Raw genomic sequence first — 25,580 nt, forward strand, 5'->3', positions numbered from 1 at the left:
GGTTACACCTCGTCCGGGGTTGCAAGGACAGGTTTGCCTGCCTGCACGAGATCAACCAGAGTGTGCAGGACTGACAGCGTCAGCAGGGCCAGCCCAACAAAGGCCACCGATTGGGGAATCCAGAGCGCAATCGGCACGATCCCATTGGAGACGTCGCCAAAATGCCAGCTTTCTGCGACAAGCGCGCCCATGTAGTAGGTGGCATAGGCTGTCAAAAGCGCGGCGATGGTCAGGGTCAGACCTTCGAGCAGCGTTTGCAGCGCTAAGGGCAAACGCTGGGTCACCAGATTGACGCGAATGTGGCCCCCTGCCCGCAACGTGTGTGCCATGGCAAGAAAGGTGGCCCCGGCCAGCATAAAGCCAGAAAAGTCTGCATAGGACGGGATGGTTGACGGCAGCAACCCTGGGCTTATGCGCCCAACACCGTTCAAAATGATTTGCGCTGAGATCAACAGGCAGATGCACAGGATCAAGATCCCGGCGATGGCCCCCGCCACATCGTAAAGTTTGGTCAATATTCGTGCCATTTTACCTGCCTCCCCGCAGCAAAGTGGCCGGCAAGAGATTTGCCGGCCCAGATGTTCTGGCCTTAGTTGTCATAGGCGTTCAGAATGGCCAAGGCGCTATCAGATGCTTTGGATTTCCAATTCTCGAGCATGGTTTGGCCGATGCCCTGCAGGCCAGCAACCAATTCGGCGCTTGGCTGATATACAATGATGCCATTGGCGGCCAGGGCAGCTGTTTTGCTGTCGGCTTCCGCGGCAGACATTGCCCAGCCGCGTGCCTCTGCGGTTTCCGCGGCGGCCAAGACGGCAGACTGCGTGTCCGCATCCAGACGGTCAAAAACCCGTTTGTTCACCACAACGATGTTTTTGGGCACCCATGCGTTGATGGGGCTGTAATGGGTGACAAAGTCCCAAGCCGTGGAATTTACGCCGGTTGAGGGCGACGTGATCATCGCCGCAACCTGACCGGTGGCAAATGCTTGCGGGATGTTAGAGGCCTCGACCTGAACCGGGGCCGCGCCTGCGAGCGTTGCGAATTCTTCTAGGGCGGCGTTATAGGCGCGAAAGCGCAGACCGTTTAGATCGTCAACTGTGGCGATTTCACCATTGGTGTACAGACCTTGCGCGGGCCATGGCACGGAAAACAGCGGCATCAGGCCTTCTTTGGCAAGCAGTTCTGTCACAACTGGACGCTGGGCAGCCCAGAGCGATTGCGCATCGTCGTAGCTGGTGGCCACAAAGGGTTGGCTGTCTAGGCCAAAGGCCAGATCTTCGTTGGAAAGACGCGACAAAAAGAATTCCCCAATCGGTACCTGGCGCGACCGGATTGCGGATTTGATTTCAGCGTGGGGGAACAATGACCCGGCAGAATGCAGCGTGATATCAAGCTTGCCATCTGTCGCGGTGCGCAGATCATCCGCAAACTGCGCGATGTTTTGTGTGTGGAACGTTGAGTCCCCATAAGGTGTGGGCATGTCCCAAGTGTCGGCTGCGACGCTTGTCGCCAATACCGTCGCCGCGACAGCAAAAATTGCATGTTTCATTGTCTTCTCCCAAATCGGTTGGATTCGTTTGAACCCATTTCCGCATTACGTTTATAAAATGTCAACGTTTTGCAAATAAAGCAACATTAAAATTGAAAAAGGTACACAAGGTACCGGTGAAAAATTCAAGCGGAGCCTATTTTGGCTTTAAAATCAGCATGTTGGTTTGATACGCTCGCTATTCATTGCTAACAGCACCTTGGCAAATTTCGGATCTGCGCAAAACAATATTGAGCTTTGCCCCAAGCAAAACCGTGGCCTTAATTGGCCCTTATTTGGCAAATTGTGCGCTTTAGCAGCGAGTGATCTTGGCCTAAGTTGCCCCGGCTACCCCCTGAACTTATGCCACGTTGGCTGCCAAATTCGGGCAAGATGAAGCAAATCTGCACAACCCAGATGCCAAGTTTGCACAGTCAACTCCCTTGACCTGTGGTCAGATTACGTCAGGCTTAGCGCTATCAGGAATCCTGGAGGGGTAAAAAATGCGCACAAGATTACTCAAAAATTCGGCCCTTGTTGGCGGTGCCATGCTGTTTGCAGCCATGGGCGCGTCGGCAGAAACATTCAAATGGGCGTCGACAACCGACCCGCAAACGATGGACCCTCATGCAGTAAACTCTGCGCCGGTTTTGTCGTTTCTAAACAATATATACGAAGGCTTGGTACGCCGTGGCAAAGACATGGCGATAGAACCCAGCCTTGCGGCGTCTTGGGAACCCCTAGAGGGCGAAAACGGCTGGCGTTTCAATTTGCGTCAAGGGGTGACATTCCAAAACGGCGCGGCGTTTAATGCTGAGGACGTTATGTTTTCCTATCAGCGGGCCTCGAGCGAGGCCGCAGATGTGCGGTCGTGGTTTGCGCCGGTGGCTGACGTGCGGGTGGTGGATGATTACACCATCGACTTTGTCACCAAGGCCCCAAACCCGTTGTTCCCCGATAGTATCGCCAACTTTATGATCCTGGATAAGGATTGGGCAAAAAGCAACGATGCGGCCCTGCCCGCGCGTGATGCTGAAAATTATGCCACAATGAATGTGAACGGCACCGGTGCCTTTACATTGGCAAGTCGTGATCCCGGTGTGAAAACCGTGCTATCGCCACATGCGGGCTGGTGGGATCAGGTAGATCACAACGTGACCGAAGGTGTATTCACCCCCATTGGCAATTCGGCTACCGGTTTGGCGGCGTTATTGTCTGGTGAAATCGACTTTATCCAACCTATCCCGCTGCAAGACGTGCAGCAGGTCGAAAGCCGCGATGGCTTTAAGGTGCTGGAAGGCGAAGAAACCCGCGTGATCATGTTTGGTTTTGGTCATGAACATGAAACGCTGCTGTATTCATCAGATGTCAGCGACGCAAACCCATTTGCCGACCCGAAAGTGCGCTTGGCCACGGCCCACGCTTTGGATTTGGCCTCGATTGACCGGGTGCTGTTCCGGGGCAAGATCGAAGCGGCTTCGCAGTTGGTGCCGGCCAATATCTCTGGCTATTCTGATGCGAACCCAGATCGCCCCGCCTATGACCCGGCGCGCGCCAAAGCCTTGTTGGCCGAGGCCGGTTACCCTGATGGGTTCAGCTTTGGTCTGAAATGCCCAAATGATCGTTACATCAATGACGAAGCATTGTGCCGTGCGGCGGCATCAATGTTTGCGGCGGTGGGCCTGAACGCAGAGCTGAGCACCGGCCCGGTGCGTGACTACTGGCCACAGCTGCGCGAAGACGACTTTGATATGTATCTGCTGGGCTGGTCGCCAGGTACGTTTGATATGGAACACCCCATTCGTTTCTTGATGCATAGCCAAGACAATGAAAAGAAACTGGGGTCTTGGAACTTTGGCAATTATTCCAATGCACGCGTGGATGAATTGCTGCCACTGATCCAGCGCGAAATCGACCCGTCCAAGCGGCAAATGTTGATCGACGAAGTGGTGTCGATTACCCAGGACGAAGTCGCCTATATCCCACTGTATACCCAGCCATTGATTTGGGCAGCCAAAGACAATGTTGATCTGACGCAGCGCGCAGACAACTTCTTTATGCTGCGTTGGGTCACGGTGAACTAAGACTAGCGAACGAAGAAGGCGATGGCATATTTTATCCTAAAGCGTCTGGTCCAGTCCGTCTTTGTGATGCTGGCCGTCGCCTTTTTGGCATTCTCACTGTTTCGATATGTGGGGGATCCGATCAGTCAGATGACCGGGGTTGAGACCTCTGTCACTGACCAAGAGAAACTGCGCGAAGATCTGGGACTGAATGACCCATTTGTGGTGCAGTTCGCACGGTTTACTGGCAATATGTTGCAGGGCGATTTTGGGTTTTCCTATCGCACCCGGCAACCGGTGGCCGAGATGATCACCAGTCGCATCCCCGCGACTTTGGAACTGGGGATTGTGGCGTTGATTATATCGCTGGCCGTGGGCATCCCAACTGGGGTTTATACCGCGTTAAAACCACGCGGGTTTGTGACCCAGACCATATTGATGACCACGCTTGTGGGGGTGTCGATCCCGACCTTTGTGATAGGCATCATGCTGATCTTCTTTTTTGGCGTTCTGCTCGGTTGGCTGCCTACTTTTGGACGTGGTGGCACAGTGCTATTGGGTGGATGGGAGACGTCGTTTTTGACGCTTGAAGGTTGGCGGGCGCTGTTGCTGCCAGCGATCACCCTGGGTGTCTATCAGCTGACATTGACCATGCGTTTGGTGCGGGCTGAGATGATGGATGTGATGCGGTCTGATTACATCCGTTTTGCCACCGCGCGCGGCGTGCCGATGCGGCGGCTGTATTTCAAACATGCCCTGGCCAATACTATGGTGCCCGTGATCACCATTATTGGCTTGCAGTTTGGCGGGGTGATTGCCTTTTCGATTGTCACTGAAAGCGTGTTTCAGTGGCCCGGTATGGGCCTGTTGTTTCTGGAATCCATCCGCTTTGTCGATATCCCGGTGATGGGGGTCTATCTTGTTGTGATCGCGTTTTTCTTTGTTGTGGTGAACCTGATTGTTGATCTGCTGTATGTGGCGATTGACCCAAGATTGCGGGTTGCAGACGTTTCATGATGAGTTTTATCAAACGCCACGAAGGCCTTTGGCTGTTTTCCCATTCGCCCGCTGCGATCATCGCGGCAATTGTTGCAATCGCCATCATTTTTGGCGCGGCCTTTGCCCCCTGGCTAGCGCCGACCAACCCCTATGATTTAGCATCTTTTAGCCTGATGGACGGCCTGCTGCCCCCGATGTGGGAAGAATTTGGCAACCCCAAGTTCCCCTTGGGCACCGATGATCAGGGCCGCGATATGATTTCATCCATCCTGTATGGTGCGCGGCTGTCGCTGATCATTGGCCTGGCCGCCATGGTGATTGCCACGGTCCTAGGCGTGGGTCTGGGGCTGGCCGCGGGATATTATGGCGGGCGCTTTGATGCGATTGTCATGCGGATCGCTGATATCCAACTTGCGTTGCCCGCCATCCTGACCGCCTTGCTGATAGATGGCATTGCGCGGGGCATATTGCCTGCAGACGTGCAACAGGATCTGCGCGTTGCTGTTTTGACCCTGGCGATTGCTTTGTCGCTTTGGGTGAATTTCGCACGTACCGCGCGGGCTTCGACCTTTGTGCAGATGAATAAGGAATACGTGCAGGCCGCGATTATGATGGGGCAACGTCCTATCCGGGTGATGGTTGTGCATATTCTGCCCAATATTTTGGGACCGCTTTTGGTCATCATGACCGTCGATTTGGCCTCGGCGATTTTGCTAGAGGCCACACTGTCTTTTCTTGGGATTGGCCTGCCTGCTGACAGCCCCAGCCTTGGCACGCTGATCCGCATTGGAATGCAATTCCTGCTGTCTGGTGAATGGTGGATCTTGTGGATCCCGACCCTGTTTCTGGTCGCGCTTGTGGTGTCGATCAACATTCTTGGCGACTTCTTGCGAGACGTCTTTAACCCAAGGTTGCGCTGATGCTGAAGGTTGAAAATCTAACGGTCAAGTTTCCGTCTCGGTTTGGCGATGTCACCGCAATCGAGGATGTCGCGATTTCGATCGCCCCGGGTGAAATCCACGGGCTTGTGGGGGAAAGCGGGGCGGGGAAATCCACGGTTGGTGCGGCGGTCATCGGCCTGTTGCAGCGGCCCGGCTACGTTTCTGATGGCAGCATCACACTGGGGGATACAGATTTACGCGGCCTCGATACCTATGAGGCCCACGCCCTGCGCGGCAAGCGGATTTCGATGATTTTTCAGGATCCGCAAACCAGCCTAAACCCGTTGATGACTGTCGAAGATCAGCTGATCGAGACCATTCAATCGCATGAGGATATTGGCACCCGTGCGGCGCGGCAGCAGTCGATAGATTTGCTGGAAGAGATTGGCATTCGCGATGCAGATACCCGTATCAAGGAGTATCCGCATCAATTTTCAGGCGGTATGCGGCAGCGGGTGGTGATTGCTTTGGCGCTTTGTACCAATCCCGAATTGATCATCGCAGACGAGCCAACCACTGCGCTGGATGTGGCGGTGCAAAGTCAGGTGCTCGATCTGATCCGTGAACTGGCAGATAAACGCAAGATCGGATTTATGCTGATCACACACGATATCGGCGTGATTGCCCAAATCGCCGATAATGTCACTGTGATGCGCAAGGGGCGCGTGATGGAAACGGGCCCAACGCAACAGGTTCTGGGGCGTCCAGAGCACCCCTATACGGTGGCCTTAATGGATGCAGTGCCGCCGCTTGACCGTAAAATTGATCGATTTCGCGTGCCAGTAGATGAAAGTCTCGGGGCACGTACAGATCGCCCCGGTGACCGAGCAGAGCGCTGGTTGCTTGAGGGGCAAAAGCAAGACATCACAGGCTTGAAAGTGTCAGGTCTGGAGGTGCAATTTCCCGGTACCCGCACATCTGTTTGGCGCAAACCCGAGGCCTTTACGGCCCTGCAACGCATCAGCTTTGATGTACGCCCAGGCAGCATTCTGGGGCTTGTCGGCGAAAGCGGGTCTGGCAAATCGACTGTGGCCAAGGCGATCACCGGATTGATCCAACATACCGATGGCAGCGTGACGCTGGGTGATGAAATTTTGCCAGCAGGCAAAGCACGTGGGCGCAAACATCCATCGCGCCAATTGATCCAGATGGTGTTTCAAGACCCCTATTCCAGTCTGAATTCCCGCCACCGCGTAGGCGACATTCTGACCGAGCCTTTGTGGTTGTATGATCTGGTCAAAGACGCCGACGAGCGCCGCGATCTGGCCGCTGCCATGCTGGATTTGGTCGGCATGGCCCCTGAGGCCATTGATAAGTATCCGCATCAGTTTTCCGGGGGCCAACGACAGCGCATTGCGGTGGCGCGCGCCCTGCTGGCCCGACCGCGCTTTTTGATTTGTGATGAACCAACTTCGGCGCTTGATGTGTCAATTCAGGCGGAAATATTGAACCTTTTGAAAGATCTGCAATCCACCTTTGGGCTGACAATTCTGTTTATCAGCCACAATCTGTCGGTCGTGCGCCAGATGGCTGACGACATCGTGGTGCTGCGTCATGGGGTGATTGAAGAGCACGGGGACACTGAAGCCTTGTTTGAAAATCCGCAGGCGGATTACACCAAGACCTTGCTGAAACTGACACCGGTCATGCCAATGGGGTGGCGCAAAACGGGTTAGGCACCAGTGTCTGTTGGAATTCGGCCCTTGTAGCGCGCAACCAGGTCTGGCGCGACATCCTGGTCGTCATAAAGGCCCAGCATAACGCCTGTACCCTTGTCTTGCCTTTGTGCAACAATCTCGGCGTCAGATATCGTCAGGCGCTGCGACATGCGCAAACCCCAGCTGTGAAGCTTGGCATACATGTCTTTGCGCGCATTTTCAAAAGAGGGATCACGCCCCAAATCTTTCAATTCTTGCGGGTCATTTTTAAGATCAAACAGCATGGGTGGCATGTTGCCTTCGCAATGCACAAGCTTCCAATCATGATCCGCCACCATGAACATGCGTGCATCCCGCGGGCTGACCTTTAGGCCCTCTGCCACGGGGTGTTTGGAATAGTCATATTCGCTGACGACAAATGCGCGTGCATTCTGGGGCGTTTCGCCGCGCAGATAGGGCAGCAACGACCGGCCTTCGACGATATGATCCGGGATGTCGCGCCCAGAGGCGGCGATGATGGTGGCTGTCAGATCAATGGCTTCGACCAAAGCGTCACATGTGGTGCCGCGAGAGGTGTCGGCCTCTGGTCTGGGATCGTAGATAATGGCCGGAATTTTGACGGATGGCGCATGAAACAGGTCTTTTTCACCCATCCAGTGATCGCCAAGATAATCGCCGTGATCTGATGTGAGTATGATCATGGTGGTTTCGAGCTGGCCGCTGGCTTCCAAATGATCCAGCAAGCGGCCAATTTGATCATCACACTGCTTGATCAAGCCCATATAGGCGGGAATGACTTTATTTCGCACTTTGTCCTGCGCAAAGCTTTGGCCGATCCTGCCATTTGTAAAGGCCTGATATATGGGATGCGGGTCCTGTAATTCGTGATCTGCGCGCACCGGGGGCTGAATGTCTTGGGGGCCGTACATGTCGTGATAGGGTGCGGGCACAATATAGGGCCAATGGGGTTTGATATAACTGACATGGGCACACCAAGGGGCAGTGGCCTGTTTGGTGAACTCTATCGCTTGGGTCGTCAGCCAAGGGGTTTCGCTGTCTTCTTCTTTGATATTGGCCGGTTTGTCGGCGTTTTCCATGAACCAGCCGCTGGCGATAAAGTCACCATCCTTGCCCGCATTGGCAAAATCCACCCAAGGGTTTTCACCGGCATATCCCTTGGACTTTAGATATTCGTTATAGGGGCTGCGCTTGGTGTCATAGGGGCCAGAGGGGCCTTCGGCCCAAAGGCCGTCGTCACGCACATAGACATCAAACCCGCATTCTGCCTGACGGGCACCAATGATGCTGTCTGGCGTTAGACCGAGGCGCGCCATGCCTTTGGCATCCACGTTCATGTGGGTTTTTCCGATCAACCAGCACCCCATGCCGGCCTCGCGCAGGTGATCGCCGAGGGTGGGTTCGCCAACGCGCAGGGGATGGCCGTTCCACTGTGCCCCGTGTGAGCTGACATAACGGCTTGTATAGGCGCTCATCCGGGCGGCCCCGCAGACGGGGGACTGCGTGTACGCATTGGTGAATCGCACGCCCATTTGCGCAAGCCGGTCAATATGAGGCGTTTGCAAACTTTGATGACCCGCGCAGCTGAGATAATCAAACCGAAGCTGATCAAACATGATGTAGAGAATATTCATCAGCGGCACATTTCTTTTGGACAGTTTCAGTGTCTTTTGGACAGTTTCAGTGCAGCTTAGGCAAAAAACTTAGCTTTTGACACCGGTCATTCGCTGTCTGATGCGTTGGCCTCTAGCGTGCCGAGGTCTTCGAGGATCGGGCAATCTGGGCGGTTGTCGCCCGCGCAGGCTGACACCAGATGGCTGAGAGTTGTGCGCATGGCCTGAAGTTGGGAAATCTTGTCGTCAATCTTGGCGAGATGTTGTTGAGCCACCTGCTTCACGCTGGCGCTTTTTCGGCTTTCGTCTTCGTAAAGTGCCAGCAAAGTACGGCAATCTTCGATGGTGAAACCCAAAGCCCGGGCGCGACCCAGAAAGGCCAATTTGTGCAAGTCACTATCGCGAAAGCTGCGGTACCCGTTTGCGCTGCGCTGAGGTGTGACAAGATCAATGTCTTCGTAATAGCGAATGGTTTTGGCGGGCAGGCCTGATAGGCGGGATATTTCTCCGATATTCATGGTGCGCTCCTTAGCTTGGGTCGCCGAGGCTGTCTATGGCTGCGGGGATTTTCCGCAAACGCAGCGCATTGGTGAGAACAAAGACCGACGACAGAGCCATAGCAAAGGCGGCCAGAACCGGCGACAACAACAGGCCGAAGGCCGGATAAAGCACACCAGCGGCCACAGGGATCAGCGCGGTGTTATAGCCAAAGGCCCAGAACAGGTTCTGGTGGATATTGGCCAAAGTGCGGCGCGAGATATCCAGGGCAGTCACAACCCCCCGAGGATCCCCGGACATCAAAACAACATCGCCGGATTGAATGGCCACATCAGTGCCGGTGCCAATGGCAATCCCGACATCCGCCTGCGCCAAGGCCGGTGCATCATTGATGCCATCGCCAACAAAGGCAACTTTTTGCCCCTGAGCTGCAAGCGATTTCAGCGCCGCGCCCTTGCCTGCTGGCAAGACATCAGCGAACACTTTTTCAATACCGATTTCAGCAGCAATGGCATTGGCGGTCTGAATTTTGTCACCGGTGATCATCGCCAGCGTCAGACCCAAGGACTTGAGCGCAGCTATCGCGGCTTTGCTTTCTGGCTTGATGGGGTCAGACACGCCAAGCACAGCGGCAATTTTTCCATCGATCGCGGCAAAAAATGTGGTTTGCCCCTGTGCGGCCAGGTGCGCAGAGCGATCACCCAATTCCCCAAGATTGATATTTTCGCGCTGCATAAAGCGATCGGCACCTACGATGAGTTTTTGACCCTGCACCATTGCCATTGCACCATAGCCGGTGACAGACTTGAAGTCAGAAACCTTTGGCATCACAAGGTTTTGCGCCTTTGCGGCGCGCACAATGCCCTGCGCAATCGGGTGCTCGGAAAGCTCTTCGACGGCGGCTATGCTGGCGAGCACACTGTCAGGATCAAAGCCATCGGCGACGTGGTAGGCGGTGAGTTCCGGTCGGCCAACAGTCAGGGTCCCGGTTTTGTCAAATGCGATCACATCAACAGAGCTCATGCTTTGCAATGCGTCACCTTTGCGAAACAGCACGCCAAGTTCTGCGGCGCGGCCTGTTCCAACCATAATTGAGGTGGGGGTCGCCAGTCCCATGGCGCAGGGGCAGGCAATGATCAAGACCGACACACCCGCGACCAGAGCAAAGGTCAGGGCTGGGTCAGGCCCAAAGAAAAGCCAGGCCAATACCGTCGACGCTGCGGCCAACATTACGGCAGGCACGAACCATAGCGTGACCCGGTCAACAATGCCCTGAATGGGCAATTTGGCACTTTGAGCCTCTTCGACCATGCGCACAATCTGCGACAATGTTGTGTCGGCCCCTACCCGCGTGGCTTGAAATTTGAAACTGCCGACACCGTTCACCGTACCCCCCGTCACCAACGCGCCCGCCGATTTAAAGGTTGGCAGCGGTTCGCCCGTGATCATGCTTTCGTCGACATGGCTTTCGCCGTCGATGACCTTGCCGTCCACAGCGATGCGTTCGCCGGGGCGCACCACAACCATGTCGCCGACCTGCAGTGCCTCTATGTCAATTGTGTCGATGGCCCCTTGGCGTTCTATGCGAGCGGTGCGTACTTGCAGACGCAGCAGTTTCTGGATCGCTGCGCCGGTGCGCCCTTTGGCTCGCGCTTCGAGATAACGGCCCAGCAGGATCAACACGACAATCACCGCGGCAGCTTCGAAATACACGGCACGGACCTGATTGGGCAGCACATTTGGCAAAAAGGTCGCCACAACGGAATAGGAATAGGCCGCACCTGTGCCCAGCGCCACAAGGCTGTTCATGTCAGGCGCGCCCTTTTTCAAAGCAGAAAATCCCTTGGAGTAAAACAACCGGCCTGGCCCAAGTAAGACGGCACTGGTCAGTAGAAATTGAATAATCCAGCTGGCCTTGTGGCCGATGGTTTGACCAATAAAGGCGTGAAAACCTGGCACGGCGTGGCCGCCCATTTCCAAGAGGAACACAGGAATGGTCAGCAAAGCTGCGAGACCAAGCTGACGGCGCAGGGCCAGTGTTTCGGCGGCTTTGCGGTCGCGGCGTTCAGCCTGTTCTTTGCGGTCGGACATGTCAGAGATCGTGGCCGGGTAGCCTGCTGCATCAGCGACTTTGGCAAGCAAGGTTGGGCTTGTGGCGTTTGGCAAATAATGAATTGTTGCCGTTTCGGTGGCCAGATTAACCGAAACCTCCGAGACACCCTCTGCGGCTGCGAGAGCCTTATCAACGCGACCAACACAGGACGCACAAGACATGCCTTGAATGGCAAGCGTGACGTGTTCGGGTTTTGCCATTGTCGTCTCCTGAACGGGATACCTGAACCGAGTTTCGGAACCGGCTTCGACATGGCACTTAGGCATTCCAGTTACTGGAAGGTCAAGAGTTTTCCGACTATTTCTGATATTTCTGGTTGGGGAGATGTCTGAGCTTTGATCGCGTAAGTCACGCTGGGCTCAAAGCAGATTGGCAAAGGCCGCAAACAGCCTTTGCCGATAATATGGACAGCCAATCAGGCCTAGTGCGACAGCACTTGGTCCAAGAAGTTGCGCGTGCGCTCATTTTTGGGTGCGTTGAAAAAACTCTCGGGATCGCTTTCTTCAATGATGGTGCCCGCATCCATAAAGATCACACGATCTGCCACTTTGCGCGCAAATCCCATTTCGTGGGTCACGCAGATCATGGTCATGCCCTCTTCGGCCAGTGTTGTCATAACATCCAGCACTTCGCCGATCATTTCAGGGTCTAGCGCTGACGTTGGTTCATCAAACAACAGAATTTCCGGCTTCATGCAAAGCGCGCGTGCAATGGCAACGCGTTGTTGTTGCCCACCAGAAAGTTGACCTGGGTATTTTTCTGCCTGGTTATCAATCTGCACTTTGGTTAGGTAGCCCATCGCCAATTCTTCGGCGTCAGACTGAGACATCTTGCGCGCCAACATTGGAGCAAGGGTGCAATTTTCAAGAATTGTCATATGCGGGAACAAGTTGAAATGCTGAAAGCACATCCCAACTTCACGCCGCATTTCTTCAATATTTGGCGCGTCTGCATTGATGGGCTCGCCATTGATCAAAATGTCCCCAGACTGGTGTTCTTCCAGTTGGTTAATCGTGCGGATCATCGTGGACTTACCTGACCCAGACGGCCCGCAAACTACGATCTTTTCACCTTTGGCAACGGATAAATTGACGTCTTTTAGGGCGTGAAAAGTTCCATAGAACTTGTTCACGGACTTCATTTGTACGGCGGCTGTCATCGATATTCTCCCTGTTAGGTTTGGCCTATTTCTGCGGCGACCACTATTATTTCTACTTTCAATGCATCGCGGGCGAGTTTTGCCTCTCCACACGCGCGCGCGGGGGCATGACCTGCGGGGACCCACATGTCCCAAACGGCGTTCATTTCAGCAAAGTCTGCCATGTCTGATAGCCAAACTATGGCTTGCAAAATGTGGCTGCGATCAGAGCCAGCTTCGCGCAAAAGCCCATCAACACGTGACAAACAATCTTGGGTTTGTTCCGCGACCGTATCGCCTGCACCCACCTGTCCACAAAGGTAAATTGTACCGTTGTGCTTGACGATCTTGCTCATACGTTCGCCTGTGTGCATCCGTTCGATCATGCAGGTTCTCCAATTAAATTACGCGCAACCAAAGCGTCGGAAATTTCGTTAAGAATAGCCGGATCGTCGATCGCCGCCGGCATTTTATAACTTACACCATCTGCGATTTTTTGCATCGTCCCGCGCAACACTTTGCCAGAACGTGTTTTAGGCAGACGTTGGACCTGAACTGCAATCTTGAAGGCTGCGACAGCTCCGATTTTGGAACGTACGAGTTTGACCAATTCCTTTTCAAGAATATCCGCCTCGCGGTCCACATTGTCATTTGTAACAAAGAAGCCGAGAGGCATTTGCCCTTTTAGGGCATCTGCAGCCCCAACAACCGCACATTCGGCGATATCAGGGTGGCTTGAAATGACTTCTTCCATGGCCCCGGTAGACAGGCGGTGGCCTGCAACATTGATGATATCATCTGTGCGCGCCATGATGAAAACATAGCCGTCTTCGTCGATAATGCCGGCGTCAGAAGTGGCGTAATAGCCGGGAAACTCTTGCATATATGACGTGTGGAACCGATCCTTGGCTTTCCAAAGCGTTGGAAAACCGGATGGGGGCAAAGGCAATTTGCAGACGATATTTCCCAAAGAGCCGTTGGGCACTTCGTTGCCTTCGTCATCCAATACCTGAATGTCATAACCCGGCATCGGTTTGCCCGGAGAGCCGAGTTTAATCGGAAATGCGCCAAGGCCCACTGGATTGCCGGACATTGCCCACCCGGTTTCTGTTTGCCACCAATGATCAATGACCGGCCGTTCGAGATGGTCTTGCGCCCAAGTGATCGTCGCCGGATCAGAGCGTTCGCCCGCCAAGAACAAGGTGCGGAAATTGCTAAGGTCATATTGCGCAATAAGAGCACCGGTTGGGTCTTCTTTTTTGATCGCACGGAAGGCGGTAGGTGCCGTAAACAGCGCAGCAACTTTGTGGTCTTGGATAACACGCCAAAATGCGCCTGCATCAGGCGTGCCGACCGGTTTGCCTTCGTAGACCACTGTGGCGCAGCCGTGCAGAAGTGGTCCGTAACAAATGTAGGAATGGCCAACGACCCAGCCCACATCAGAGGCGGCCCAAAACACATCGCCGGGGGTCAAACCATAGTGGTATTGCATGCTCCATTTCAGGGCGACCATATGGCCACCGTTGTCACGCACCACACCCTTTGGTTGGCCCGTCGTGCCAGAGGTATATAGAATATACAGCGGGTCTGTGGCGGCGACTGGTACACATTCTGTGCTTTGGCCCGTCTCAATTGCTGAGCCGACAGCTTGGGCGTAATCGATGTCTCGCCCCGCGACCAAAGTGCAAAGCTGCGTCTCTCGTTGCAAAATGACGCAATGCTTTGGTTTGTTTTCTGACAGCTCGATTGCCGCATCCAACAGAGGTTTATAGGCGATCACCCGCCCCGGTTCGATGCCACAGGACGCAGAAATGATGGCCTTGGGGGCCGCGTCATCAATGCGTGTGGCAAGCTCTTGCGCTGCAAACCCACCAAACACAACCGAATGAATGGCCCCAAGGCGTGCGCAGGCCAGCATCGCAAAAATGGCTTCGGCGACCATCGGCATATAAATCACAACGCGATCGCCTTTGGCCACGCCACTTTGACGTAACACAGCCGCAAGCGCACCAACCTGAGTTTGCATTTCAGCAAAAGTATAGCTGGCAGATCCCCCGGTTACCGGGCTGTCATAGATCAAGCCGGTACGGGCACCTTGGCCTGCCTCGACATGGCGATCTATGCAGTTATAGCAGGTGTTGCAGGTCGCGCCGTCAAACCAGCGGCCATAAGCCCCTTTTTCCGCATTGAAGGTCTGGGTTGCAGGAGAAAACCAATCGATATCCTCGGCAGCTTTCGCCCAAAAGTCCACGGGATTGGCTTGCCAATCAGCATATGTTTCTGCGTAGCGTGACACGGTCATCCCCTTAACAGGTATAGTTCATGCCGAGACGTCCGCCGTCGACATAGATGGTTTCGCCAGTGATGTAGCTTGATTTTTGGGAGCATAAGAAGGCCACAACGTCGCCAATTTCACGTGCGCCGCCGACCCGTTGCAACGGTGTGCGAGACATCACCATTTTCATGGCGTCTGGGTTTGCGTTCACCCCCGCCATCATTTCGGTGTCGATGGAACCAGGGCCTACAGCGTTCACACGGATATTGTGTTTGGCCAAGGAAAGCGCTGCAGCCTTTGTCAGTTGGTTCACCCCGCCTTTGGAGGCGCAATAAGCCGGGATTGAAGGTATAGCGACCTGGGCATTGATCGAGGACATATTGACAATTGCCCCCTCGATGCCTTTGGCCAACATCGTATTTGCGACGCGCTGCATGGCGATAAATACGCCGCGCAGATTCACATTTAACACGCTCTCAAAGGCGTCCAGATCATAGGAAAGAAAGTCGCCCGGCTTGGCAATGCCTGCATTATTCACAAGGGCCGAAATCGGACCAATATCAGCTTCGATATGATCGATGACAGCATTGATTTCAGTGATATCACCCATATCACATTTCAGACCGATGGCGTCTGCACCGAGTTTTTCGGCTGCGGCTTTAGCCCCTGCTTCGTTGATATCAGAAAGCACCACGCGATAGCCGTCTTCGGCAAGGGCTTCGGCACAAGCGTAGCCAATGCCCTGGGCAGCGCCCGTTACAAGTGCAATTGGTTTATCGTTCATCATCTTTTCCTATTATTCTTCAAAACCGTAGTCAGATTTTGCTTGTTCTTTTGTGATCAATCCGGCCGCGAGATCGTCGGCAATGCGGGCGGTTTCGCGCGCCCTTGGATCGCCGTAACCGCCGCCGCCGGGCAAACTGAGTTTGAGACGCTGGCCTGATTTCACCAATTGCCGGCCTTTGCTCCGCAGTTTGGTGCCGTCGGCCAATTCGACGTTGCCTTTGGCCCCTGGCCCGCCGCCATCGCGGCCCCGTGCCGGGTTTTCGACACGATCAAACATAGCGTTGAAATAGATGTCATAGCCGTCACGCGGCTCGATTTCGATCATCTGACCGAGCCCTCCGCGCAATGCGCCAGCGCCACCCGAGCCTTCGCGCAGGTCTTTGCGCCAAATGGTGATCGGGCCAACATGTTCAGTGGCTTCAACGCTCATGGTTGACACGCCTGATGGAAAGGCTGTTGCTGACAGACCATCCAATGCTGGACGGGCGCCTGTGCCACCCGAATTGAACATCAGCACTTCTTTGTTGGGCAAATTGCTGTCTGGATCGCTTGCCCGTGCGGAGATCTGGATGTTCCAAAGGGCGCTTGCGCCTTCTGCTGGTACGGTATTGGGCAAAGCTTGGTGCAACGCGCCCAACACAACATCAGGAACGAGATGCCCAAGGACGTGGCGCACCGACACGGGCGCAGGTCGCTTGGCGGCTAGGATACAGCCTTCGGGCGCGGTGATTTCAAAGGGCTCAAGCGAGCCAGTGTTGTTGGGCACCTGAGGCGCGATTGCACATTTCAGACCATAACACGCATAAGCGCGGGTATAGACTTCGGGCACGTTGACGCCAAAACGGCTCATGCCAGAGGTGCCATCAAAATCTGCTTTGATTTTGTCGCCTGAAATATCGAGACTGACCACCATTTGCACTGGAGCGTCATAACCATCAACCTGCATGCTGTGCTGGAAACTGCCGTCAGGCACTTTAGCAATCGCCTCGTGGGTGGCTTTGCGGCTTGTTTCGATGATAAATTCAGACAGACCTTCGAGGTCAGCAATGCCAAATTCGCCCATCATGGTTTGCAGCCGACGATCGCCCGCTTCGTTGCAAGCGGCTAAGGAATACAGATCCCCGACCACTTGATCCGGTTCGCGTACATTGGCACGCACAATGCTGATTAGATGCTGCGCAACGGTGCCACGCTCGGCAAACTTCATGATGGGGATCAAAAGCCCCTCTTCATAAACTTCGTTCCCATCCGGGCCAAAACCGCGACCGCCGATATCAACAACATGCGCTGTGCAAGCAAAGAACCCGATATGGACACCGTCGCGGAATGTTGGCGAAACCACGGTGATATCGTGCAAATGCCCGGTGCCAAGCCATGGGTCATTGGTGATAAAAACGTCGCCTTCGTAAGTGTTCTGAAGGCCGATTTCGCGCACAAAATGAGTCACGCTTTCAGCCATCGCATTTACATGGCCTGGTGTTCCGGTAACCGCTTGGGCAAGCATGCGCCCTTGGCGGTCAAACAGGCCCGCTGACAGATCGCCTGCTTCGCGCACCGATGTGGAAAAGGCCGTGCGAATAAGGGTAGTCGCTTGTTCTTCGACCACTGCAATAAGGCGGTTCCACATGACCTGAAAGTCAATTGCTGTAGGGCTCATGCTGTGTCTCCTTTACGGCGCAAAAGCAAACTTCCGTCGCCCTGACCAATGGCCCGATAAGCCGAGGTCACAATGGTGGTTGTTTCATTTTCAACAATGACCGCGGGGCCTTCGGCCACAGCTCCTGGCGTCATGGCAGAGCGGGCGATTTCGCGAGCGGTGACCTGTTTCCGTTGGGCCGCGTCATAAAACGAACGGCTGCGCAGTTCCTCGGCGGGTTTGCCTGCCCCGTGAGGCGTCACACGATCAACGTCGGGCAGTACCGAAGCAACCACCAGTGACCAATTCGTGATTTCGATAGGCAGGCCATCAATAATGCGTCCAAAGAGCGTTTGATATGCGGCTTCAAATGCCACCAGGATCTCTGCTTTGTCTGCATCTGCGAACTCTTTGTAAGGCAGAGAAACCGGGATTTCCCAGCCTTGGCCAGAGTAGCGCATAAAGGCGGTGAGCCGCGAGGTTTTAGGCGCGTCTTTGGCCCCTGCTTCGACAAACAGGCGCGCTTCGTTTTCGAGTTCCTGCAATGCTGCATTGACAGCTTGGGCGTCAAATTGGTGCAAGTGCTGAAACAGGCCGCGGGTGGCCTCATAGCTGAATGGAGCTTTCAGAAAACCGATGGCAGAGCCAACCCCGGCACCGGGCGGGATGAGCAGATCGTCGATCCCAAGTTTTTCGCACAGCCGACAGGCGTGTAATGGGGCACCGCCGCCAAAGCCGATCATGGTGAAATGTTCGATATCACGCCCGTTTTCCACAGTATGGACCCGTGCGGCATTTGCCATATTTTCATCGACCATTTCGGTCACGCCAAAGGCCGCATCTTCGGTGCTTGTGCCAAGTTCATCAGCAAGTTTCGCCGCAATGGCGCTGTCGGAATTTGCCGCTGAAAGCGGAATGGCCCCGCCAGCAAAGTTGTCGGGGTCCAGACGACCAAGCAGCAGATTTGCATCTGTTACCGTGGGTTCTGTACCACCCTTTTGATAGCAGGCGGGTCCGGGCTCGGATGCGGCTGATCTGGGTCCAACCTGAATGCGGCCTAAAGAGTCGATGGAAGCAATTGAGCCGCCCCCGGCCCCAATTTCAACCATTTCAACCACCGGCGTGGACACGGTCATTCCGGAGCCTTTTTTGAAACGATAGGTACGGGCCACTTCGAAGGTATTAGCGGTTTTGGGCGCGCCGTCTTCAATAAGGCAAATTTTTGCAGTTGTGCCGCCCATGTCAAAGGAAAGCACTGAATTCAGACCATGTGCTCTGGCGAAATCTGCGGCAAAAATCGCCCCGCCAGCGGGGCCGGATTCAAGCAAGCGCACCGGCTGTTCCGCAGCGGTTTCAACTGAAATCAAGCCACCGCCTGAATGCAACATAAAGACTGGTGCATCCAGCCCTTCTTCGGTCAAGCGTGCCACCAGACGGCCAAGGTAGTCAGCGACCTGCGGCTGAACATAGGCGTTTGCAATCACGGTATTGAACCGCGGCAATTCCCGCATTTGTGGTGAAATCACCGACGAAATCGAAATCGACAATTCCGGAGCCGCAGCCCGAAGTGCCTCTGCCATCTGAACTTCGTGCGCGTTGTTGGCATAGGAATGCATCAACCCGATAGCGACGGCTTCATAGTCGCCAGCGAGCACGGTTTGTACCATTTCGTCGACTTCGGCAGGATCTAGCGGCAACAAAACCTCGCCGTTTGGCCCCATGCGTTCGTTCAACGTCAGACGATCTTGGCGAGGCACCATCGGTTTGGGGAGCGACAGGTTCAGGTCATATTGCTCAAAGCGGTTCTCTGAGCGCATTTCGATCACATCGCGAAAGCCTTCGGTGGTGATAAAGGCCAATTTTGCGCCGCGACGTTCGATCAGCGCATTGGTGACAAGCGTTGTCCCATGGATAACTTGACCAATATCATTCAGGGCGATGCCCGCCTTTTCAGCCGCCAGCTTAATGCCGTCCAAAATGGCTTGCTCTGGGTGGCTGTAGTTCGTCAACACTTTGCAGGTTGAAAGCCCACCAGAGTATTGCAGCGCAACGTCGGTAAATGTACCTCCGATATCTACGCCAATACGGTTCATTGATGTTGTCATGATCTTCAGATGCTCTTGAGGATTTGATTTGCGGTAAAGGCGGTCTGATACACGCGCGACATGATCGGCGCTGTTGGGACCGTGGATAAGGCTGTGATTGGCAGCGGCAGGTCTGTGCGATCCATACCGGTCAGAAGGTCTGACATGGTTTGGCCAAACAGCGTGCCAGTGGTGATGCCGCGTCCATTATAGCCAATGGCAGTAAACAGGTTGTCTTCCAGCTCATAGATTCGCGGCAGGTGATCCGGTGTCATGGCGATTTGGCCATGCCAGGCTTCTTCAAACTCGACCGGTCCCAATGTTGGAAAGATACGCGCAAGCTGTTTGCGTGCCCAGCGCTGTGACAGCCCTGAATATGGATCGCCAAACACCTTGCCCATGCTGCCAATGATCAACCGATCATATGCATCACGACGCAGGTTAAACATTATGGAACCGGTGTCCCAAAGCCCCTGCCGTTGGGGGAATATATGTGCGGCCTCTGGGCCAAGTGGTTTGGTGGCAAGCTGGAAGTAGTGGATTTTGGTGAAGACGCGGTTCAGCTTCGGCCAAAGAGTGTCAGTATAGGCATTGGTGCCCAAAATCACGGATTTTGCGGTGACAGTCCCCTGATCTGTATCGACCTTCCAAAGCGCGCCGTCCTTGCGCAGTTTGGTTGCTGTGACGCCGGTGCTGATTTTCGCACCGGCGCCTATCGCAGCTCGCGCGAGGCCGCGGCAATAGCCCATCGGATTGATCATTCCCGCACGCTGATCGACCAACCCGCCAAAAAACGATGTGGTGCCAATCAGTTCGGAAACTTGTTCGCGGCTGAGTAAATCAACGGGCTCGCCTAACCGTTGCCACTCGTTGTGGCGGTCTTGCAGCTCTTTGAACCCTGCGGGCGAATGCGCGGCATGAATGGTGCCAACGCGCGCTGCCTCACATTGCATCTGGTGTTTCTCGACGAGAGAGTAGACGACTTCCGGCCCCAGCCCAAAACGCTTGATGAAGCGCGGTCCATAAACTTCGCCCAGTTTCTCGCGGACCTGCTGTGGTGGCAGCCACAAGGCGGCGTTCACAAATCCGCAATTGCGACCAGATCCGCCAAAGCCAATTTGCTGGCTTTCAAGAACATAGGTCGACAGGCCTTTTTCGGCACAGTGTAATGCAGAAGACAAACCCGTATAGCCGCCTCCGACAATCGCAACGTCAACTACGGCATCAACCGCCAGGGGGGCGCGAATGTCTCGCTCAAGTGCCGAAGCATCCCAAAGCGAAATTGCAGACTTGCCTGTCATATTTAAGAATCTCCGGTCATCAAGTTTGAATTGCACAAGACGTGCTGAAAGGTTGCACGATCCAGATAGTTGTGTCAATATCCGAAATAAGCGTTCTATATATCAACACAGGAGCAATAATATGTCGAAGCTCAAAATGTCTTCTTCACAAATGGTCAACGATGCGCGAGAGCGCATAGAAGAGGTTGAAACCGCTGACTTAATCGCGCAGTTGGACTCGCCAGATGTGGTTGTGGTTGACCTGCGCGACATTCGCGAGCGGCAAAGAAGCGGGTTTATTCCCGGCAGCTTTCATGCGCCCCGTGGCATGATCGAATTCTGGGTCGATCCAGACAGCCCATATTTCAAAGATATCTTTGCCCAAGAAGGCAAGAAATTTGTATTCCATTGCGCTTCGGGATGGCGTTCAGCCATCACAACAGCCACGTTGCAAGACATGGGTTTTGAAGCCGCCCATTTGAAAAGCGGATTTTCAGATTGGGTGAAACAAGGCGGCCCCGTCGAGATGCCCGAACAAAAGTCTTAAGGCGTCTAGATGCGGCTCAATTTGGAAGACACGCTGCGAGCCGCATGCGCAACCAAAGCCCCGTAACGCTCTGCCCCATTTTCAGGCAGGCTAATATCAGGCAATGAGATGCCCAACGCCCCAACAGTTTCGCCGCTAGGTAGGGTAATGGCAGCCCCAAAACTTAAGATGCGGTTTCGAAACTCGCCGGTGTCATAGGCAAAACCACGGGATTTCGTGGCTTCTATATCGCGATCCAGCGCATCAAGTGAGGTCAGGGTTCGATCCGTAAATCGGTCAAGCGAACCAGAGATCTGGTCACGAATCCGGTCATAGTTTGCCGCAAGAATGGCCTTGCCTGTGCCCACACAATGCAAGGGTGCGCTGCCACCAATAGCATTCCAAGACCGGATCGGTTTTTGGCTGTCTACTTTATCAATGTAGATCACCGATAGATTTTCCTGCACCGCTAGATAGATCGCCTCGCCGGTTTCCTGTGACAGGAATGTCAGCTCAGGGGCAGCGAGTTCTCTTAGGTTAAGATTCTCGACCGACGAACGACCTACTTGCCAGGTTTTCAGGGTGGCCGCATAGGATTTGTCTTCGCCATGCTTTACGTAGCCAAGCGTAGTCAAAGTTTGCAAAAGTCGAAAAGTATTGGATTTCGTAAGACCAAGTTCTTTGGAAAGCTCGGTAACGCCTTTGCCTTTTTGGGCGGCGGCAAGATTTTCTAGAATAGACAGTCCTTTTGACAGCGTTGAGTCAACTTTGGGCTCTTTTTTCACTTGGTCAGTCATTGTCTACTCATCCAATTTTTTACCGTTTAGCAGTATTTTTTTGCTGATAAAAGGCAGGTGGGTTGTGAACCTGCACATCAGGTGGTTCGCCGATGAATTTTCGCACATCAACCAGTGCAGAATGGGACGCTGGACTTTGCGTAAGGGACGATGTGCGCCCATCATGGGTCAGCACATTTGGATTGCCGTGCCTGTCTCTGGCCTGAGGGGCCGAAAAATCGGGGTCAAACCACGCCCCAGTCCACAAAAATACATTTCCCACCGCAACTTCGTCTGAAAGCACAGCCCCCGCCAGACAACGACCGCGGTCATTAAATATCTCGACGATATCGCCATCCAATAACCCGCGAAGAGCCGCATCAGCGGGGTTTATCAGCACAGGTTCGCGCCCCTGAATTTTGTGACTAACGCTATAATCGCCGTTGTCTAACTGACTATGCAGGCGGGTCTTGGGCTGGCCTGAGATCAGATATAGTGGGAATTTCTGCTTGAGACCCAAGGCGATGTCGCGAGGTGGGAACCATGTCGCATGACCTTTGCAATCAGTCAGGTCAAAGCCAGCAATCTTGTCTGAATATAGCTCTATCTTACCGCTTGGTGTGGGTAAGGCGTTTACCACAGGATCCGCCCGAAAATCGGCCAAGAACACCTGATCGGGGCTTGGGTCTGGCACATCAAGAACGTCGCCACTGATGAAATCCTGCCAATTTGGCAGTGTGACGTTTACTTCGGCTGCCCGGTCTTGGGTGGTTGCCCATAACGCCTGCAACCAGTCCTCTGCTGATTTGCCAGCGGTAAAGTCTTTGCCGTTGCCCAGCATCTCGGCCAATTCGGCATATATGTCGTATTCTACGCGCGCCTCGCCCCTTGGCGATACCAGGCGCGGCATTGGCACCAAAGCGTTGTCGGATTTGCCAGCGCCGAAATCTGTGCGTTCTTGCGCAGCCGCAATCGGCAAAACAATATCCGCATGGCGCGCCGTAGCGGTCCAGTTCAATTCGTTCACAATCACCGTCTGCGGTGACTGGAATGCGTGATGTAAATGGTTCAGATCTTGGTGATGGTGAAATGGGTTTCCCCCCGCCCACCATAACAGTTTGATATCCGGGAAAGTGTGTGTCTGACCCTGGTATTTGAAGGGCTGATTTGGCTTGGTCAGCATTTCGGCGATCATCGCAACGGGAATAAACTCGGTAATCGGGTTCTTGCCTTGGGACAGTGCCCCCCACCTAAAGGGTCGTTCAATGTTGCCGATGTTGGCGTTTACGCCGTAGCCGATCACATAGCCACCTCCGGGCAGGCCGATTTGCCCAAGCATCGAGGCCAATGTAATTGCCATCCAAAGCGGCTGTTCACCAAAGTCGGCCCGCTGCACGCCTGCGGCCACGCTAATCATTGTGCGCGAAGACGCCATTCGTCGTGCAAGCGTGCGAATTTCCTGTGCGCTGATGCCGGTTTCTTGAGCGGCCCACTCGGCTGACTTAACGATGCCGTCTTCCGCGCCCAGCAAGTAGGTTTCGATTTTCTCAAAGCCAACGGTATACCATTCCATAAATTCTTTATTGTGCAGTCCTTCGGTCAACAACGTGTGTGCGCAGCCCATCATCAAGGCGGTGTCTGACCCAGGTTTTGCAGGCAGCCATTTGGCCTTTAGTATGTCCGCTGCGTCGCTGCGCATTGGGCTGATATTTACAAAATCGACACCGGCCTTGGCGCAGGCCGCCAAATTGCCTTTCATACGATGGCGCGCGACGCCACCGTCGCTGACCTGGGTGTTACGCTCTGCCATACCGCCAAACATCACAACAAGCTCGCTGTGTTCTGCAATTACGGTCCAACGCGTCGCCTGTGCCACGTGCTGCCGATATGGACCCACAATGTGAGGCAGCAGACCAAGTGCTGCGTTATAACTATAATTGCCCTCGGACCGCACAAATCCGCCCTGCGTGTTGAGGAATCGTTTCAGCTGGCTTTGTGCATGATGAAAACGACCGGCACTGGACCATCCGTAGGAGCCACCAAAAATTGATTTATTGCCATAAGAATTGCGCACGCGCGTCAGATCACTGGCGATGTGCTGCAACGCGGCGTCCCAGCTGACTTCGACGAATTGATCGCGGCCTCGCGCCACTGCTTTGGTGTCACCCTCGAGCCAGCTTTTGCGAATCGCAGGGCGCAAGATGCGCGCGGCCCCATTTAGGCTGCTGGCAATATTTGCATTGATTTCCGAGGCCGCGGGGTCCCTTGGGTGCCCCTCAACCGAAATCAATGTGTCTTTCTCTACGGTTGCGACGCCCACACCCCAATGGCTGGCCGTCAACTTTGTAACGCTCTTAGTCACGCGCTTCCCTTTTTGTGCCGTTATATAAAACGTATATACCATATGTTGACACATGTCTTTCGGACTGTCATCCTCTGAAAAACACTTGATGCGAGAAAGATATGCCGCATTCTTCACAGAACCTATCAGATACGCTTGTACACATGGGCCGCCCTGCCCGAAAAGACGGTCGACACGTCAACCTTCCGTTGGAACTTGGCTCGACGATTGTTTTTGATACTCTGGATGCTTTCGAAGCAGCGCGTGATGCGCGCTATGAAAACGGCACTCAGTATTATGGACGATATGGCAACGAGGCCACGTTTCAGCTGGAACATATGCTGGCCGAATTAGAGCAAGCCGACGGCGTTTCGCTGACATCCTCTGGTGTGGCGGCCATTACCATAACGCTGCTCACCTTCGCGCAGCCTGGCAAGCATCTGTTGGTTGCTGACCATGTTTATGGCAATACCCGAAATTTTTGCGATGGCGTGTTGCGCCAGATTGGCGTTGAAACAGAATATTTTGACCCAATGATTGGCGCAGACCTTAGCAAGCTTATCCGCGACAATACCTGTGCAATCATGTTTGAAGCCCCCGGATCTGGAACATTTGAAATGCCGGATATCCGGGCTATTTCAGGCGTTGCGCGTGCGGCCAATATTCCTGCGATCCTTGACGGCACATGGGCCACACCGGTGTTTTGCAATGCACTCACCTTGGGTGCCGATGTCGTTGTCGCGTCGATGTCAAAATATCTAAGCGGTCATTCGGATTGCATGCTGGGTATGATCGCCTGCAATGCAAAGTACTTTGAAGACATTCGAAAGACTCTATTTGCGGTTGGTGACAAGACCGGCGCGCAGGAAGTGTTTCTTGCCCTGCGCGGCCTACGTACCTTGAAAATGCGTATGCTTCATGTTGATCAAGCTGGGCGCGACATGGCGCAATGGCTGGGGCAACAACCCCAGGTGAAACGCATTCTGCATCCTGCGTTCGAAAGCTGCCCAGGGCACGCGTTTTGGAAGCGGGATTTCACGGGATCTGCAGGCTTGTTCAGCGTGGTTTTTCACCCCTGTGACAAAAGCCAAATTCGGTCCTTTGTCGACGCGTTGCAACTGTTTGGCATTGGCGTCAGCTGGGGTGGTTACGAGAGCCTTGTTCTGCCTGTCACGCCGCAGCGCAATGCCGGCACTTGGGACGAAGACGGACAGCTTGTCCGGTTTAACATTGGCTTTGAAGAATTGGACAGCCTGAAAGCTGACCTGTCAAAGGCCTTGCCACTTTTGAATATTGCACCGGAGTAA

General features: G+C 54.2%; 20 protein-coding genes. 6 read left to right on the forward strand and 14 right to left on the reverse strand.

Annotated features, from left to right (window positions below):
* Positions 1-2 precede the first annotated feature (2 nt).
* Positions 3-527 (reverse strand): TRAP transporter small permease, encoded by a 525-nt coding sequence (locus ABXG94_RS09655; protein WP_353533790.1) that lies wholly within the window; start codon positions 525-527, stop codon positions 3-5.
* 62 nt (positions 528-589) lie between these two features.
* The gene (locus tag ABXG94_RS09660; protein ID WP_353533791.1) at positions 590-1,549 is read right to left on the reverse strand and encodes a TRAP transporter substrate-binding protein; all 960 of its coding nucleotides are present in this window, start codon (positions 1,547-1,549) and stop codon (positions 590-592) included.
* Positions 1,550-2,031: 482 nt separating this feature from the next.
* Here ABXG94_RS09660 and ABXG94_RS09665 point away from each other — a divergent pair, with 482 nt between their 5' ends.
* From ABXG94_RS09665 to ABXG94_RS09680, 4 genes are read left to right on the forward strand one after another with little or no spacing between them, the layout of a single operon-like run.
* Positions 2,032-3,612 carry an ABC transporter substrate-binding protein gene (locus ABXG94_RS09665; protein WP_353533792.1) on the forward strand — a complete coding sequence of 527 codons (1,581 nt, stop codon included), beginning with the start codon at positions 2,032-2,034 and terminating at the stop codon, positions 3,610-3,612.
* A gap of 21 nt (positions 3,613-3,633) precedes the next feature.
* Positions 3,634-4,608, forward strand: a complete 975-nt coding sequence (locus ABXG94_RS09670; protein ID WP_353533793.1) for an ABC transporter permease — start codon at positions 3,634-3,636, stop codon at positions 4,606-4,608.
* The gene (locus ABXG94_RS09675; protein WP_353533794.1) at positions 4,605-5,510 is read left to right on the forward strand and encodes an ABC transporter permease; all 906 of its coding nucleotides are present in this window, start codon (positions 4,605-4,607) and stop codon (positions 5,508-5,510) included. Before ABXG94_RS09670 ends, ABXG94_RS09675 begins: the two co-directional genes overlap by 4 nt.
* Positions 5,510-7,207 (forward strand): dipeptide ABC transporter ATP-binding protein, encoded by a 1,698-nt coding sequence (locus ABXG94_RS09680; RefSeq protein WP_353533795.1) that lies wholly within the window; start codon positions 5,510-5,512, stop codon positions 7,205-7,207. Before ABXG94_RS09675 ends, ABXG94_RS09680 begins: the two co-directional genes overlap by 1 nt.
* On the opposite strand, the gene ABXG94_RS09685 is transcribed toward ABXG94_RS09680, so the two are convergent.
* The 10 genes from ABXG94_RS09685 to ABXG94_RS09730 form a co-directional block, all read right to left on the reverse strand.
* On the reverse strand, positions 7,204-8,841 hold the full coding sequence (locus ABXG94_RS09685) for a sulfatase-like hydrolase/transferase (protein ID WP_353533796.1): 1,638 nt from the start codon (positions 8,839-8,841) through the stop codon (positions 7,204-7,206). The genes ABXG94_RS09680 and ABXG94_RS09685 overlap by 4 nt on opposite strands.
* A gap of 86 nt (positions 8,842-8,927) precedes the next feature.
* Positions 8,928-9,338 (reverse strand): Cu(I)-responsive transcriptional regulator, encoded by a 411-nt coding sequence (gene cueR / locus ABXG94_RS09690; RefSeq protein WP_353533797.1) that lies wholly within the window; start codon positions 9,336-9,338, stop codon positions 8,928-8,930.
* Positions 9,339-9,348: 10 nt separating this feature from the next.
* A complete protein-coding gene (locus ABXG94_RS09695) occupies positions 9,349-11,757 on the reverse strand; it encodes a heavy metal translocating P-type ATPase (RefSeq protein WP_502901698.1) in 2,409 nt (802 codons plus the stop codon).
* Positions 11,758-11,852: 95 nt separating this feature from the next.
* Entirely contained in the window at positions 11,853-12,590 is a 738-nt protein-coding gene (locus ABXG94_RS09700; protein ID WP_353533799.1) for an amino acid ABC transporter ATP-binding protein, read from the reverse strand.
* Positions 12,591-12,604: 14 nt separating this feature from the next.
* Positions 12,605-12,955 carry a RidA family protein gene (locus ABXG94_RS09705; RefSeq protein WP_353533800.1) on the reverse strand — a complete coding sequence of 117 codons (351 nt, stop codon included), beginning with the start codon at positions 12,953-12,955 and terminating at the stop codon, positions 12,605-12,607.
* Positions 12,952-14,865 carry a propionyl-CoA synthetase gene (locus ABXG94_RS09710; protein ID WP_353533801.1) on the reverse strand — a complete coding sequence of 638 codons (1,914 nt, stop codon included), beginning with the start codon at positions 14,863-14,865 and terminating at the stop codon, positions 12,952-12,954. The genes ABXG94_RS09705 and ABXG94_RS09710 overlap by 4 nt, the downstream gene beginning before the upstream one ends.
* Positions 14,866-14,875: 10 nt before the next feature.
* Positions 14,876-15,628 carry an SDR family NAD(P)-dependent oxidoreductase gene (locus tag ABXG94_RS09715; RefSeq protein WP_353533802.1) on the reverse strand — a complete coding sequence of 251 codons (753 nt, stop codon included), beginning with the start codon at positions 15,626-15,628 and terminating at the stop codon, positions 14,876-14,878.
* Between the two features lie 12 nt (positions 15,629-15,640).
* Positions 15,641-17,287 (reverse strand): hydantoinase B/oxoprolinase family protein, encoded by a 1,647-nt coding sequence (locus ABXG94_RS09720; protein WP_353533803.1) that lies wholly within the window; start codon positions 17,285-17,287, stop codon positions 15,641-15,643.
* Positions 17,284-19,371, reverse strand: coding sequence for a hydantoinase/oxoprolinase family protein (locus tag ABXG94_RS09725; protein ID WP_353533804.1), 2,088 nt, complete (start codon positions 19,369-19,371; stop codon positions 17,284-17,286). Before ABXG94_RS09725 ends, ABXG94_RS09720 begins: the two co-directional genes overlap by 4 nt.
* Positions 19,372-19,376: 5 nt before the next feature.
* Positions 19,377-20,651 (reverse strand): NAD(P)/FAD-dependent oxidoreductase, encoded by a 1,275-nt coding sequence (locus tag ABXG94_RS09730; protein ID WP_353533805.1) that lies wholly within the window; start codon positions 20,649-20,651, stop codon positions 19,377-19,379.
* Between the two features lie 121 nt (positions 20,652-20,772).
* On the opposite strand from ABXG94_RS09730, the gene ABXG94_RS09735 reads away from it, so the two are divergent.
* Positions 20,773-21,177: a rhodanese-like domain-containing protein gene (locus tag ABXG94_RS09735; protein ID WP_353533806.1), complete on the forward strand. Its 405-nt coding sequence runs from the start codon at positions 20,773-20,775 to the stop codon at positions 21,175-21,177.
* A 5-nt stretch (positions 21,178-21,182) separates the two neighbouring features.
* Here the strand turns inward: ABXG94_RS09735 and ABXG94_RS09740 are convergent, their stop codons facing one another.
* Together ABXG94_RS09740 and ABXG94_RS09745 are read right to left on the reverse strand one after the other, a co-directional pair.
* On the reverse strand, positions 21,183-21,953 hold the full coding sequence (locus tag ABXG94_RS09740; RefSeq protein WP_353533807.1) for an IclR family transcriptional regulator: 771 nt from the start codon (positions 21,951-21,953) through the stop codon (positions 21,183-21,185).
* Positions 21,954-21,972: 19 nt separating this feature from the next.
* Positions 21,973-24,294 (reverse strand): molybdopterin-dependent oxidoreductase, encoded by a 2,322-nt coding sequence (locus ABXG94_RS09745; RefSeq protein WP_353533808.1) that lies wholly within the window; start codon positions 24,292-24,294, stop codon positions 21,973-21,975.
* 101 nt (positions 24,295-24,395) lie between these two features.
* On the opposite strand from ABXG94_RS09745, the gene metC reads away from it, so the two are divergent.
* Positions 24,396-25,580, forward strand: a complete 1,185-nt coding sequence (gene metC / locus ABXG94_RS09750) for a cystathionine beta-lyase (protein ID WP_353533809.1) — start codon at positions 24,396-24,398, stop codon at positions 25,578-25,580.

The organism is Cognatishimia sp. WU-CL00825, from assembly GCF_040364665.1.
In the GTDB taxonomy this organism is placed as follows: domain Bacteria; phylum Pseudomonadota; class Alphaproteobacteria; order Rhodobacterales; family Rhodobacteraceae; genus Cognatishimia.

Coding starts and splice junctions, on each gene's coding strand:
- ABXG94_RS09715 (WP_353533802.1), bottom strand. CDS start 15,628: ATGAACGATAAACCAATTGCACTTGTAACGGGCGCTGCCCAGGGCATT.
- ABXG94_RS09700 (WP_353533799.1), bottom strand. CDS start 12,590: ATGACAGCCGCCGTACAAATGAAGTCCGTGAACAAGTTCTATGGAACT.
- cueR (WP_353533797.1), bottom strand. CDS start 9,338: ATGAATATCGGAGAAATATCCCGCCTATCAGGCCTGCCCGCCAAAACC.
- ABXG94_RS09720 (WP_353533803.1), bottom strand. CDS start 17,287: ATGAGCCCTACAGCAATTGACTTTCAGGTCATGTGGAACCGCCTTATT.
- ABXG94_RS09685 (WP_353533796.1), bottom strand. CDS start 8,841: ATGAATATTCTCTACATCATGTTTGATCAGCTTCGGTTTGATTATCTC.
- ABXG94_RS09725 (WP_353533804.1), bottom strand. CDS start 19,371: ATGACAACATCAATGAACCGTATTGGCGTAGATATCGGAGGTACATTT.
- ABXG94_RS09655 (WP_353533790.1), bottom strand. CDS start 527: ATGGCACGAATATTGACCAAACTTTACGATGTGGCGGGGGCCATCGCC.
- ABXG94_RS09670 (WP_353533793.1), top strand. CDS start 3,634: ATGGCATATTTTATCCTAAAGCGTCTGGTCCAGTCCGTCTTTGTGATG.
- ABXG94_RS09660 (WP_353533791.1), bottom strand. CDS start 1,549: ATGAAACATGCAATTTTTGCTGTCGCGGCGACGGTATTGGCGACAAGC.
- ABXG94_RS09665 (WP_353533792.1), top strand. CDS start 2,032: ATGCGCACAAGATTACTCAAAAATTCGGCCCTTGTTGGCGGTGCCATG.
- ABXG94_RS09735 (WP_353533806.1), top strand. CDS start 20,773: ATGTCGAAGCTCAAAATGTCTTCTTCACAAATGGTCAACGATGCGCGA.
- metC (WP_353533809.1), top strand. CDS start 24,396: ATGCCGCATTCTTCACAGAACCTATCAGATACGCTTGTACACATGGGC.
- ABXG94_RS09680 (WP_353533795.1), top strand. CDS start 5,510: ATGCTGAAGGTTGAAAATCTAACGGTCAAGTTTCCGTCTCGGTTTGGC.
- ABXG94_RS09675 (WP_353533794.1), top strand. CDS start 4,605: ATGATGAGTTTTATCAAACGCCACGAAGGCCTTTGGCTGTTTTCCCAT.
- ABXG94_RS09705 (WP_353533800.1), bottom strand. CDS start 12,955: ATGATCGAACGGATGCACACAGGCGAACGTATGAGCAAGATCGTCAAG.
- ABXG94_RS09740 (WP_353533807.1), bottom strand. CDS start 21,953: ATGACTGACCAAGTGAAAAAAGAGCCCAAAGTTGACTCAACGCTGTCA.
- ABXG94_RS09730 (WP_353533805.1), bottom strand. CDS start 20,651: ATGACAGGCAAGTCTGCAATTTCGCTTTGGGATGCTTCGGCACTTGAG.